This window comes from Pseudomonas sp. Larv2_ips (assembly GCF_963879675.1).
Taxonomy (GTDB): Bacteria; Pseudomonadota; Gammaproteobacteria; order Pseudomonadales; family Pseudomonadaceae; genus Aquipseudomonas.
Genome location: NZ_CAWOAW010000027.1, coordinates 1,207,491 through 1,219,984 on the forward strand (window position 1 = coordinate 1,207,491; position 12,494 = coordinate 1,219,984).

Here is a 12,494-nt window from a genome sequence, read left to right on the forward strand (position 1 = left end):
TTTTGATGGGTGTTCGCTTAAGTGCCCTACATACTGCCTTCCACATCATCCAGGCTGAAGGTCTCGGTATGGTCGTCATAGGAGAAAATCTCCGCATACCGGCCCCACGCCACCACGCTTTCCAGGGTTTTCTGCACAAAGGCTTCGGTCATCGAGTCCTCCAGCTCCTGCTCGAAGCGCACCCGTGGCGCGCGGTGCCCGCTGCGCTCAAGCAACACCTGATGAATGCGCGCGGCCAGTGGCACGTGCCGGATCAAATGCTCGGCGAACAGGGTTTTGCGTTCCTGGGTGCCGTAGTCGGCGAACAGTTTGCCGGCGTCGGTAAGGGTGATGTCGGCGCCCTTGAGTTCGGCGAAACCCAAATGCTCGAGCATCTCGGCCACCGGGAATAAATCGTCCACTTCCAGCAAACGGCGCTCGGCCACCGTGGGCAAACCTGCGTGGCCGTTGTATGGCTCGGCGGCGAGGGTTTCGATCAGGCCGGCCATCAGGTTGGTCGACACTTCCGGCAGCAGGCTGCCCATTTTCAACTCGGGGATGCCTTTGGCGTCGGCGCTGCGCCGGTCGGTCATCAAGGCATAAATGTCGTCGACCATTTGCCGAAAGGTCGGGTCCAGGCGGTTGCGCGGGTGCGCGAATGGCACTTTGATTTCGGCGACCACGCGGCCAGGGTTGGACGACAACACCAGGATGCGGTCGCACATCAGCACCGCTTCTTCGATGTTGTGGGTCACGATCAGGATCGATTTGATCGGCAGTTGCTTGCCGCTCCACAAGTCCAGCAAGTCGGTGCGCAGGGTTTCGGCGGTGAGCACGTCGAGGGCCGAGAACGGTTCGTCCATCAGCAGCAGCGTCGGGTTAACCACCAGGCCACGGGCAAAGCCCACGCGCTGGCGCATGCCGCCGGACAACTCGCGCGGGTAGGCGTTTTCAAACCCGTCCAGGCCGATCAGGTCGATGGCGGCCAGGGCACGGCGGCGGCTTTCCTTGCGCTCGACTTGCAAGGCTTGCAGGCCGGCTTCCACGTTTTCCAGCACGGTCAGCCAGGGGAACAGCGCAAAGGTCTGGAACACCATGGCCACGCCTTCGGCCGGGCCGTTGAGCGGTACGCCGTTGTAGTGAACTTCACCCGACGACGGCTGAATCAGCCCGGCGATGATGCGCAGCAAGGTGGACTTGCCCGAGCCGGAGCGCCCGAGCATGCCGACGATCTCGCCTTCGTGCAGGCTCAAGTCCACGCCGCTGAGCACTTGCAGCTCGTCTTTGCCCTTGCCGAAAACCCGGTTGACGTTTTTCAGCGAGTAGATTTGCGGGGTATCAGCAGCGTGTTCGGTATTGGTATTCATCACAGCGAATCCCGTCAATTCAAGCGAAGTTTGTTTTCAGCCAGGGCGTACATCGGCCGCCAGACTGCGCGGTTGAAGGCCACCACAAAGATCGACATCACCACCACGCCCAGGGCGATTTTCGGGAAGTCGCCGGCGGCAGTGGTCTGTGCAATGTAGGCGCCCAGCCCGTGGGCGACCACGTTGTCCTGGCCCCAGGACACGTACTCGGAAACGATACTGGCGTTCCACGCGCCGCCCGAAGCGGTAATGGCGCCGGTAACGTAATAGGGGAAGATCCCCGGCAGCATCACCTTGCGCCACCACAACCAGCCGCGAATGCGGAAGTTGGCGGCAGCTTCCTTGAAGTCATTGGGAAACGCGCTGGCCCCGGCGATCACGTTGAACAGGATGTACCACTGGGTGCCCAGCACGATCAGCGGGCTCAGCCAGATGTCCGGGTTGAGCTTGTAGTGCAGGATCACGATGACGAATACCGGGAACAGCAGGTTCGCCGGGAAGGCGGCGAGGAACTGCGCCAGGGGCTGGATTTTCTCCGCCAGGCTGGGGCGCAGGCCGATCATCACGCCCAGCGGCACCCAGATGAGTGATGCGATCAGGATCAGCCCGGTTACCCGCAGCAGCGTGATCAGGCCCAATACGAACACATGGCCGACCTCGGCAAAGGTCACTTCGGTGCCGACGTACTGCACGATGTGATACAGCGCATACGCGGCCAGCAGCGCTATGAGTGTGCCCCACACCCAATCGATCACTTTTGACGCCTTCGGTGTTTCTGCCGGCAATGCCTTGAGCGCACCGCCCGCAAGGCTGAAACGCTTGTTACCGATACGGCTGATGGCACGGGTGATCGGGCGCAGGATGCGCTGAACCACGCGCGTACGCTGGATCAGGTTCAACAGCCAGGACTGCGGCGCGGCGCCCTGAGAGGCCGTGGTCTCCATGCGGAACTTGTCGGCCCAGGCCACCAGCGGACGGAACAGGAACTGGTCATACATCAGGATGACCACAATCATCGCCAGGATCACGTAACCCACGGCGTGCAGGTCTTTCTGGGCAATGGCCAGGGCCAGGTAAGAACCCACGCCCGGCAGGGTGATGGTCTTGTCGCCGACGGTAATGGCTTCGGAGGCGACCACAAAAAACCAGCCGCCGGACATGCTCATCATCATGTTCCAGACCAGCCCGGGCATGGCGAAGGGCACGTCGAGCTTCCAGAACTTCTGCCAGCCGGAGAGCCGCAGGTTGGTCGACACTTCAACCAGGTCGTGGGGCAGCATGCGCAGCGACTGGTAGAAACTGAACGTCATGTTCCAGGCCTGGCTGGTGAAAATCGCAAAGATCGCAGCGAACTCGGCGCCCAGTACACGCCCGGGAAACAGCAACAGGAAAAACGTCACGGTAAACGAGATATAGCCGAGCACCGGCACCGATTGCAGGATGTCGAGCACCGGCACCAGCAGTTTCTCGGCACGCCGGCTTTTGGCGGCCAGGGTGCCGTACAGCAGGGTGAAGACCAGCGCGGCGACCATCGCCGCCAGCATGCGCAGGGTGGTGCGCATGGCGTATTCCGGCAGGTTGGCCGGGTCGAGGGAGATGACTTCACTTTGCAACGTGGCGATCGGTGCCCAGGTTTCCCGCGCCGTAATGGAGAAAAACAATAAAAAGCCGATCACCAACGGCAAGGCGACCAAATCCCAGCGATTGGGCAGCAAGCGCAGCGTGGACGCCGGTAAATAGTGACGAAACACTCTGTTCATAGGCAGTCAGTCCTGCAGCGTTCAGGGGCGTGATGGGAGTGAGCTTAGCTGCTGCACGAATGACCCACCGAGAAGGGCGGGCGCTGTTTTCGTGAGTCAGGGGCAACGAGGCGTTGCTGGCGGGATTGTACGTTTCTGAATGTTACAAGCACATAAATTTGCTGTCAGTTTCCTGTACGAACTGCGGCTTATGGGGTGGTGCACCGGGCGTGCGCCCCTGACGCAACCGCAAGACACCGCTGTTTTTTGCCTGAGATACAAATAGCCACTTACCCGCTCTACGGTTCCGGAACCCTCTTTCAGAGAAACGCCAATCAGGTAACCAGACGGCGTGCGAACGCAGGCCTTCGAATCGGCAATCACCCCTCCACTACCTGAATCCGGGAAGGTCCCTATGACTAGCGTAAACACTCGACCAGCACCCTACACGGTTGGCTATGAACAGCCTCAAAAGCCGTCGCCCATCAGCTACCAGGACAGCGCCCACGCATCCGAACGCACCAGTACCCCGCCCGATTCGGCGCCGCTGCGTCCCGCGATGACGCCCGAGCAGCGCGGCCAGTTCTCAAGTCATAGCGCCATCGTGAACCCGCCACCGTCACAGGGCTCGGAGGCAACGGCCTTGCTGGCAGAACTGACGCAAAAAAATATAGCGCTTCGTGCCAAGTTCCAGGGGTTTGCCGCCGAGGTTGGGCCGCAGATCCAGAGCCTCCAACAGCAAGTCGTCGACCTGACTCAGCAACTCAATACCACTCAACCCTCCTCGAATGAGCCTGAGGCTGCCCCGCAGAACCGTTCTGCAGGTGAGCAGCACACTGCGCCGTCGCAGGCTACGCCGGTTACACAGGACCCATCGGGGACTGAGCCGAGCCAGGCTCAAAGCCTTGAAGCGTTGAACCGTGAGAGCAAAGCGTTTCGTCAGGAAGTGTTAGCGTTTTTCGGGGAGCTCAAGACGGTGATTCAGCAACTGCAAGAGCAAATCCAGGGCTTGGCTCAACGCATTGACGCGATTGGCACGCCTCAGAATGCGGTGCCTTCTGAGCCGGACAATTCCGCTGAGCCGGGTCCGTCACCCGACGCAACTGCGCCCGCGAATGACTCAACGCCGGTCCCGAGCGATGAGCCAGACGCGACTTCTGCGCGTGGCGTCGAAGCACTCATGAGCGAAAACGCCCAGCTCCAGGCTGGGCTTGATCAGATGGAAGCGCAGTTCAAGGCCGTGGTTGCGCAGCTTCAGGCGCAGATCGAAGCCTTGAGCAAGAAAATCAGCGAGCAAAAGCAATAAGGGCTGCACCGCGTCGGCCGTGTATGGGGGCACCCCATACGGGCCGCGTCAGGGTTGATCTATCCCTCGAACCGCAGGATCACCCGGCGGTTGTGCTTGCTCTTCTTCTCGATTTTCTCGCAGAACACCCGGCCGATTTCCTCGGTGTTGATCACATGGGTGCCACCGCATGGCTGGATATCGATGCCGGCGATTTCAATTACCCTCACCGAACCCTGGATCACCGGGGGCGCTACCGCCTGGGTACGGGTGATCTGCAGCAGGGTTGAGTACTCCGAGGCGGGCATCGACAGGGTTTTCACCACGTGTGCCTGCTCAATCAGGGCGTTGAGGTCGCGGGTGATGCTGTCTTTATCGAGGGTCATTTCCGGCAAGTCGAAATCCAGCCGGCCTTTGTCTGCGCTGATGCTGCAACCGGTGACGGGGGCATCAATGATCGAGCACAGCAAATGCAGGCAGGTGTGCATCTTCATATGCTGGTAGCGGCGCTCCCAGTTCAGACCCGCGTCCACCTGGACCCCGGCAGTCAACTGCGGCGGACACTCTTCGACTTGATGCCAGATGATCGAACGCAGCACTGGGTCGCGTACGGTGCCGATCACCTCGACGCGCGTGCCATCGGCCAGTGTCAGGTGCCCGGTGTCGCCCGGCTGGCCGCCGCCGGTGGGGTAGAACAGCGTGTGCTCCAGGGCAATGCCGTGTTCGCTGACAGCAATTACCCGCGCGCTGAAGGCATTCTGATAGGGCGCGCTGTCGAACAGCGCCAGGGTTTCCATGGTGTGCACAGACATGTTCAACCTCCGACAATCAGTGGGCTGGCTTGCAACAGGTGGCGCACCATCGCACTCAAGCCAGGGGGGGAGAGCAGGGTGATTTCAAATTCCGGCCCGCAGATTTTCAGGTTCAGCGGCAAGCGTGGCAGCTGCTCGCCGACGTCGAGGCGGCGCAGGCGAAACTGCAGGTGATGCCGCTCTTTCACGGTGGGCTCCAGCATCAGCCCCTGTAACGGGTGAAAGTCGGCGTCGAGCACCGTGACCTTGTGGCTGGCATTCACTTCGCCGACCACGTGCAAACGCTCGTCCAGGGCAAACGCCCCGAGGTAGTTGCTGTGGTCTGACTCATCGTTTTTCTGCAGTTGAACCTGATTGACCACCTTGACCTTGGTCCCTGCAGGCACGTCCTGGGTGATGACGCACGAAGGGCTGATAAACACGTTGTCGCCGATCAGCACATAACCCAACACGCGGGCGCCGGCGCCGACCTCGACGTTGTTGCCCAGGCGCGGGTGGCGTTTGCCATCCGGGTTGTTGGCGATCCCACGGGCGCCCAGTGTCACGCCGCAGAGGATGTAGCAGTCGTTGCCGATCTCGCAGGTTTCGCCGATCACTGTGCCGTAACCGTGGTCCAGCACGAAGCGCCGGCCTATGCGCGCAGCGGGATGGATCTCGGCTCCAGAGAGAATTTTGCCCTGGTTGCTGAGCTTGAGAGCCATGCGCGAAAACTCGCCATTGGTTTGATCGGGGAAATGCCATACCAGGTGCGCAAGGCGGTAAAACAGCACGGCCTTGAACGAGGCATAGGATTCCAGAATCAACTCGCCGCGCCCGCGTGACGCCGGGTCGCGGTAGGCATAGGCGATCAAGTCTTCGGCCACCGCCTGGGCGGCGTTCTGGATCAGCGGCGCCAGGTGCGGTTCCAGCTGCTTGATCTGCGCAGGCGTCAGGGTCTTGATGAGGTGGGTGAGCAACTCATCGTGCAGCTGTTGCATGTCGATAAAGCCCCCCATGGAGGCACCCCCGCGTTCTGGATGGTTGGGAAACCGGTTATTCGAAACTGGGCAGGTAGCTGTCAGCATTGTCGTAGACCATGGTCAACACCACCGTTTCGGGCGGCAGTTCGGGGGCGAGTTGGGCGATGGCGACCATGTTGGCGGCCGAGGACAAGCCCAGGCTGATGGCGTCGGTGCGCATGATGCGTTTGATCATGTCCATGCACGCCTGGTGCGACACCTTGAGCATGCCGTCGATCACGTCCAGGTTGAGAATGCTCGGGATCAAGCCAATCGACAGGCCCTGGATATGGTGCGGCGCGTGCTGGTTTTTCAGCAGGTCGCATTCCTCCGGTTCCACGCCCATGACCCGCAGTGCAGGCCAGGCGGCCTTGAGCGTTTCGCCGATGCCCGTGAGGTGGCCGCCGGTACCGATGCCGCTGACGAAATAATCCACGCGCCGTTCACCGAACGCGCGGAGGATTTCCGGGGCGGTGGTGTCGCGGTGGGTTTGCGGATTGGCGCCGTTACGCTGCTGGTTGAGCATCACGTAGCTGGGGTTTTCCAGCTGCAGCTCCATGCACTTTTCGCCGTGGGAATTGTTCCCCAGGCGGCTGTCCGACAGCACCACCCTGGCACCGTACAGGCGCAGCAGTTTCTGCTTTTCGGGGCTGTAGTTGTCCGGGATCACCAGCACCACTTTGTAACCCAACACGTTGCCGGCCATCACCAGCCCAATGCCGGTGTTGCCGCCGCTGGGCTCGATGATGGTCTGCCCGGAATCGCGCATCAGCACGCCGCGGCGCTCGGCGTCGAGGATCATGCCCAGGGCGATGCGTGCCTTGTGGCTGCCACCTGGGTTGAGGGATTCCAGCTTGGCGTAGACCTCGATGCCAAGGTCTTCGGAAAACTGCGCCAGACGCACGATCGGCGTGTGGCCGATCACGTCAAGAATGGAGTTATGCAACATCGGTCAGCCCCCGGATCAGTACAAAGGCATGTCGGGTTCGACGTCGCGAACCCAGTGTTTCATGCCGCCCTGCAGGACTTTGGTGTTGGCGAAACCGGCGGCCAGCAAAGTGCTGGCGGCTTGCTCGGCGCGGGAGCCGGCGTAGCAGATCAAGTAATGGGTATTGTCGCGGCTGAGGCTGTGCAGTTGCTCATCCAGTTCGGCCAGGGGGATATGCACCACGCCTGGCAGTTTGCACACCTCCAGCTCAGTGGCGTCACGCACGTCCAGCAGCACATCGGCGCTGCGGTGGTGTTCAAGCACTTGCTTGAGTACTCGCGGCTTGATGTAGCGTTCTTCGGCCAGTGACGGTTGGCTGGGCACGGCATCGGCGCACACTGTCGGCGCCACGGGTTCGCTGCGACGCAGCGCCGAGCAGCACGGGCAGTCGGCGCGACGCTTGAAGCGGATTTCGCTGAATTTCATCGCCAGCGCATCGAAGCGCATCAACCGACCGGACAGCGGCTCGCCAATGCCGATCAGCAACTTGATGGCCTCGGTGGCTTGAATCATGCCGACCACCCCCGGCAATACGCCGATTACGCCGCCGGCGCTGCAGTTGGGTGCCAGCTCCGCAGGCGGTGCAGAGGGAAACAGGCAGCGGTAGCACGGCCCACCTTTATAGTTGAGCACGCTGATCTGCCCGTCGAAGCGGTAGATGGCGCCGTAGACCAGCGGTTTACCCAGCTGCACGCAGGCGTCGTTGACCAGGTAACGCGTGTCGAAATTATCGGTGCCATCGATCACCAGGTCGTAGGCGCCTACCAGCTCCAGGGCGTTGTCGGCGTTGAGGGCGGTGTCGTGCGCGTTAATCTGGATGTGCCGGTTCAGATCCTGCAGGCGCTGCTTGGCCGACTCGACCTTGGGCATGCCCAGTGTGCTGTTGCCGTGAACGATCTGGCGTTGCAGGTTGCTGCTTTCCACCACATCGAAGTCCACCAGGCCCAGGGTGCCAATGCCGGCCGCCGCCAGGTACAGGCTGATGGGCGAGCCGAGGCCGCCGGTGCCGATGATCAATACCTTGGCCTTTTTCAGGTTCAACTGACCTTCGCGCCCGACGCCAGGCAGAGTGATATGACGCACGTAGCGCTGCACTTCTTCATTGCTTAAAGCCTCCACGTCCATGCCGCCCGAGGTGGCGAGCAGCACTTCGATTCTGGCTTTTTCCGGCAAGGGTTCGTCGGCGTCGATCAGTTCTTCCTCGGCCGTGAACAGGAAGTGTTCCTTAAGCTGATTGTTCTGCTCGTGAAACAGGTGCGGGCGCAGCTGCGGATGGCTGCTGCAGAGGTTTTCAATGACTTCGCGCAATGTCGATCCGGTGCCCTCGAGGGTCGACTCCGGCAGCTTGGCCACGCGAACCAGAATGTCGGGGAAAGAGACAGCGTTCATGGACAACTCCGTGTGCAGGTCGTTGAAGGGTTGAGGGGCGAAATGCTTGCCGTCCCAGGCAAACAGCTTTGAGCCCAGGGCCTTGCCCTGGCGTACATCCACCACCAGGTAGCTCACGGGGTAGATCGGCTCACCCAGGAACAGCGCCTTGTCCTGGTCTTCGTCACTGAAATAGGCGCCGACATCCGGGTGCGAGTGATAGATCACCACCACCGGGTTATCACTGCGCAACGCCTTGTTCATCAACAGGGTGTCGGCCACCGAGAAGGTGTAGCCGTTGGCCGCGCTGCGCGAGTACATCTGGGGGTTCTTGCGGTGCAATTCGTTCTGGATATTGCTGCCCAGGTACACGCTGCCGTCGGCGAAGACAAAACCACAGCATTCCTCTGGGTAGCTGCGGCTGGCGTGGGCATAGATCTGCTCCAGGGCATTGGGGCGGAGGACGTCCATGTTTCTCTCGCGTTGCTGATAGGGGTGGGTCAGGAGGCTCAATTTTTCTTGGCCAGGAGTTTTTCGACAGGCAGCTTGGTGATCGCAAAACCAGCCAGCAGGATGGCGGAATACAGCATCAGGTCACGGGAAATTTCCACGCCTTCGTACCAGGCGCCGATGATCACCGCGAATACCGGGAAGATGATGAACACGAACGACAGAATGATCGGACTCAAGCGCTTGAGCAGCATGAAATACACGATAAACCCGCCCACCGACGCCACCAGCCCCAGGTAGAACAGCGCGCTCCAGGAACGCAGCGTGATGGTTTCAAAGGTTGGAGTTTCAAACCACAGACCGGCCACAAACAGCATCAACCCGGCAATGCCGATGGGCAGTGTGTTGTAGGTGATCACGCTGATGGCGCTGCCTTTTTGCTTGGTAATGACGTAGCACAAGGCATGCATGATCGCGGCGGTCAGAATCGCCAGCACTCCGAAGAACTCGGCGTGGTCCAGGTGCAGGCCCTGGCTCTTGATGATCATGTAGAGGCTGCCGAAACCGATGCCGATGCCGACCACCTGGGAAAAATAGATGCGCTCGCGCAGAAACAGCGCGGAAAAAATCAGGATAAACACCGGCATGCAGCTGAACAGCAGCGCGGTGAGGCCTGAAGAAACATGCATCTCGCCGTAGTTGAGCAGGTAATAGGGAACGCTGAAGTAGGACAGCGTCACGAATACGAAGAACCAGCGGCTTTCACGCGGGAACAGGATGGGCTCGCGGCGCACCAGGGCGAAACACAGGAACAGCGGGAAGGCGATCAGGAAGCGCAAGCCCGCGGAGGTCAGCGGTGGCACGCTTTCGACGGCGATCTTGATCCCCAGCCATGTAGTGCCCCAACTCAGGCACACGATAAGAAACATCACGCTGGTTACCAGGCCGGCCAACCACTGTTTCTGAGTTTTTGTTTTTGTTGTGTTTTCAAGAACGGCGGACATTGGCATCGTTTATTGCTTCCCTGAGCCGGAATTGAACTCTATATTGACTGTGTATTAAGTTGTTTCATCCGGTGATTGAACCCGTAAAAGCACACTATTAGGGCGAATGATGGCTGTCAAAACAAATATTGACATGGTGTCAATTATGCGTGAGGGGTTGTCCAGTGGTCAGGGCGTGAAGTACAAGCGCCTGTCCGATGTGATGGAACGGGGCATCCTTGAAGGCTTGATTGAACCCGGACGAAAACTGCCGCCCCATCGGGTGCTTTCCGACAATCTGGGTGTGACCATCGGTACTATCAGCCGAGCCTACGGCGAACTGGAACGCCTCGGGTTGGTGGTGGCGCGAGTGGGTGACGGCACTTTCGTGCGCAAGCGTGGGATGGAGCGCCAGCGTGATGAAGGTTTTCGCAACGTCAGCGAGGAGCCGCGCCATTACTTCGACATGAGCCGTAACATGCATATTCCTGGTCAGGAGACGGTGTTTCTGGCCCAGAGCTTCCAAACGTTGTCGACCAACGCCAAGTTTCTCCAGGACATCAGCGCCTACACCCCGGATGCCGGTTTGCCGCGCTACCGTGAGGCCGGGGCGCAGTGGCTGGTGCAGCGTGATTTTCATCCGATTCCCGAACAGGTCATCTGCGTCAACGGCGGTCAGCATGGCCTGCTGTGCGCGATGATGGCATTGCTGCGGGCGGGCGATACGGTGGTTACCGAACAACTGACCTATCCAGGGCTGATCACGGCCGCGCGCATGCTCGGCGTGCGCCTGATCGGCCTGGAGATGGATGAAGAAGGCGTGCTGCCGGGCGCGCTGGATGAAGTCTGTCGTAATCACCGGGTTTCGGCGTTGTATTGCACGCCCACCATCCAGAACCCGACCACGGCGGTATTGTCGGTCGCGCGCCGGGAAGCGTTGGTCAAGGTGTGTCGCGAGCACAATCTGCTGATTCTGGAAGACGAAGCCCACGGCGTATTGGTAGAAGATCGGCCGCCGCCCCTCAGCCATTTCGCGCCTGAGCGTACGATTTTGATCAGTAGCCTGAGCAAGGCGGTGTCCGCAGGTTTGCGGGTGGGCTATGTGCACGCACCACCGGCGCTGGTCAGCCGTATTTCGGCGGCCTTGCGCTCGACGTGCTGGATGGCCACGCCAGTCACCCTGGAGCTGGCGACCCAGTGGATCGAAAACGGCACGGCGGAATACCTGCTACGTCAGCAGATCAACGAGATCAGCCGCCGCAAAGCCCTGGTACGCGACCTGCTGACCGGCCTTGAGTACCGCACCCACCTCAACAGTCCGCATTTTTGGATTGAAGTGCCGGAGCCATGGCGCGCGTCGGAAATCGAAGCGGAACTCAAGCAGAATAATTACCTGATCGCCACGGCCGAGGCCTTTGCCGTAGGGCAAACGGCGGTGCCGCAGTTTATTCGGGCGAGTATCTGCAATACGTCGGGTGACGATCAATTGTTGCGGGCGGGGTTTGATGCGCTGGCCACGGCGTTGGGGCAGGGGGGTGGCCGGTTTCACCTGTAGGCCGGTTTACCGCGTTATCGTTCATCGCAGGCAAGCCAGCCCCTACACGGGAATGCATTCAAATGTGGGAGCTGGCTTGCCTGCGAAGGGGCCGGCCCAGGCACCGCAGTTATTTGAATCGGCGCTCCACGCCTTTTTCCACAAGAATCTTCGCCGAAATTTCTTCCACCGAAAAATGCGTGGAATTGATGTGCGCAATATTCTCGCGGCGGAACAGATTTTCCACCTCGCGTACTTCGAACTCGCACTGTGCGTAGCTGGAATAGCGGCTATTGGGCTTGCGTTCGTTACGAATCGCCGTGAGGCGGTCCGGGTCGATGGTTAGACCGAACAGCTTGTGCTGGTGCGCGCGCAGGGCGGCCGGGAGCGTCAGGTGTTCCATGTCGTCTTCGGTCAGCGGGTAATTGGCCGCGCGGATACCGAACTGCATGGCCATATACAGGCACGTCGGGGTTTTACCGCAGCGGGACACACCCACCAGGATCAAATCGGCCTTGTCATAATAATGAGTGCGGGCGCCGTCATCGTTGTCGAGGGCAAAGTTTACCGCCTCGATACGCTCCATATAGTTGGAGTTGTGGCCAATGGAATGGGACTTTCCTACTGAATAGGAGGAGTGTTCACTCAACTCCTGTTCCAGGGGCGCCAGGAACGTGGAGAAGATGTCGATCATGAAACCATTGGAGGTGGCGAGGATCTCACGGATGTCTTGATTGACGATGGTGTCGAAAATGATCGGGCGAAAACCGTCTTTTTCAGCCGCCAGATTGATTTGTTGTACCATGGCCCGCGCTTTATCCACGCTGTCGATATAGGGCCGCGTGAATTTGGCGAAGGTAATGTTTTCGAACTGCGCGAGCAGGCTCTGACCCAATGTTTCGGCTGTGATGCCGGTGCCGTCGGAGATAAAGAAAGCAGATCGTTTCATTTGAGCCCTGGGCCTTAAGCTGATGGCGAATCTTGGATATGA

Annotated in this window: 10 protein-coding genes; 2 read left to right on the top strand and 8 right to left on the bottom strand. The window is 60.0% G+C overall.

Annotated features, from left to right (window positions below; genetic code table 11):
- Positions 1-26: 26 nt before the first annotated feature.
- Positions 27-1,346 (bottom strand): ABC transporter ATP-binding protein, encoded by a 1,320-nt coding sequence (locus tag AACV02_RS22455; RefSeq protein WP_106576292.1) that lies wholly within the window; start codon positions 1,344-1,346, stop codon positions 27-29.
- Positions 1,347-1,360: 14 nt separating this feature from the next.
- On the bottom strand, positions 1,361-3,106 hold the full coding sequence (locus tag AACV02_RS22460) for an ABC transporter permease (RefSeq protein ID WP_106576293.1): 1,746 nt from the start codon (positions 3,104-3,106) through the stop codon (positions 1,361-1,363).
- A 394-nt stretch (positions 3,107-3,500) separates the two neighbouring features.
- Here AACV02_RS22460 and AACV02_RS22465 point away from each other — a divergent pair, with 394 nt between their 5' ends.
- Entirely contained in the window at positions 3,501-4,391 is an 891-nt protein-coding gene (locus AACV02_RS22465; protein WP_119742094.1) for a hypothetical protein, read from the top strand.
- Positions 4,392-4,450: 59 nt separating this feature from the next.
- Here AACV02_RS22465 and AACV02_RS22470 read toward each other — a convergent pair whose 3' ends face one another.
- The 5 genes from AACV02_RS22470 to AACV02_RS22490 are packed head-to-tail and all read right to left on the bottom strand — an operon-like array spanning position 4,451 to position 9,939.
- Positions 4,451-5,182 carry an alanyl-tRNA editing protein gene (locus AACV02_RS22470; protein ID WP_106576295.1) on the bottom strand — a complete coding sequence of 244 codons (732 nt, stop codon included), beginning with the start codon at positions 5,180-5,182 and terminating at the stop codon, positions 4,451-4,453.
- Between the two features lie 2 nt (positions 5,183-5,184).
- The gene (locus tag AACV02_RS22475; RefSeq protein ID WP_106576296.1) at positions 5,185-6,177 is read right to left on the bottom strand and encodes a serine O-acetyltransferase; all 993 of its coding nucleotides are present in this window, start codon (positions 6,175-6,177) and stop codon (positions 5,185-5,187) included.
- A 37-nt stretch (positions 6,178-6,214) separates the two neighbouring features.
- Positions 6,215-7,129 (bottom strand): PLP-dependent cysteine synthase family protein, encoded by a 915-nt coding sequence (locus tag AACV02_RS22480; RefSeq protein ID WP_119742096.1) that lies wholly within the window; start codon positions 7,127-7,129, stop codon positions 6,215-6,217.
- 15 nt (positions 7,130-7,144) lie between these two features.
- On the bottom strand, positions 7,145-9,007 hold the full coding sequence (gene moeB, locus AACV02_RS22485; RefSeq protein WP_106576298.1) for a molybdopterin-synthase adenylyltransferase MoeB: 1,863 nt from the start codon (positions 9,005-9,007) through the stop codon (positions 7,145-7,147).
- Positions 9,008-9,045: 38 nt separating this feature from the next.
- Positions 9,046-9,939, bottom strand: a complete 894-nt coding sequence (locus AACV02_RS22490) for a DMT family transporter (RefSeq protein ID WP_164487959.1) — start codon at positions 9,937-9,939, stop codon at positions 9,046-9,048.
- A gap of 160 nt (positions 9,940-10,099) precedes the next feature.
- Here AACV02_RS22490 and AACV02_RS22495 point away from each other — a divergent pair, with 160 nt between their 5' ends.
- The gene (locus AACV02_RS22495; protein WP_106576709.1) at positions 10,100-11,524 is read left to right on the top strand and encodes an aminotransferase-like domain-containing protein; all 1,425 of its coding nucleotides are present in this window, start codon (positions 10,100-10,102) and stop codon (positions 11,522-11,524) included.
- Positions 11,525-11,633: 109 nt separating this feature from the next.
- Here the strand turns inward: AACV02_RS22495 and ppsR are convergent, their stop codons facing one another.
- Complete coding sequence (gene ppsR / locus AACV02_RS22500) at positions 11,634-12,452, bottom strand: posphoenolpyruvate synthetase regulatory kinase/phosphorylase PpsR (protein ID WP_058412273.1); 819 nt, start codon at positions 12,450-12,452, stop codon at positions 11,634-11,636.
- Positions 12,453-12,494: the final 42 nt, after the last annotated feature.

Excerpts from the sequence above, each read along its gene's own strand:
- AACV02_RS22495 (WP_106576709.1), top strand. The coding sequence starts at position 10,100 with ATGGCTGTCAAAACAAATATTGACATGGTGTCAATTATGCGTGAGGGG.
- AACV02_RS22475 (WP_106576296.1), bottom strand. The coding sequence starts at position 6,177 with ATGGGGGGCTTTATCGACATGCAACAGCTGCACGATGAGTTGCTCACC.
- AACV02_RS22455 (WP_106576292.1), bottom strand. The coding sequence starts at position 1,346 with ATGAATACCAATACCGAACACGCTGCTGATACCCCGCAAATCTACTCG.
- AACV02_RS22470 (WP_106576295.1), bottom strand. The coding sequence starts at position 5,182 with ATGTCTGTGCACACCATGGAAACCCTGGCGCTGTTCGACAGCGCGCCC.
- AACV02_RS22465 (WP_119742094.1), top strand. The coding sequence starts at position 3,501 with ATGACTAGCGTAAACACTCGACCAGCACCCTACACGGTTGGCTATGAA.
- AACV02_RS22460 (WP_106576293.1), bottom strand. The coding sequence starts at position 3,106 with ATGAACAGAGTGTTTCGTCACTATTTACCGGCGTCCACGCTGCGCTTG.
- ppsR (WP_058412273.1), bottom strand. The coding sequence starts at position 12,452 with ATGAAACGATCTGCTTTCTTTATCTCCGACGGCACCGGCATCACAGCC.
- moeB (WP_106576298.1), bottom strand. The coding sequence starts at position 9,007 with ATGGACGTCCTCCGCCCCAATGCCCTGGAGCAGATCTATGCCCACGCC.
- AACV02_RS22480 (WP_119742096.1), bottom strand. The coding sequence starts at position 7,129 with ATGTTGCATAACTCCATTCTTGACGTGATCGGCCACACGCCGATCGTG.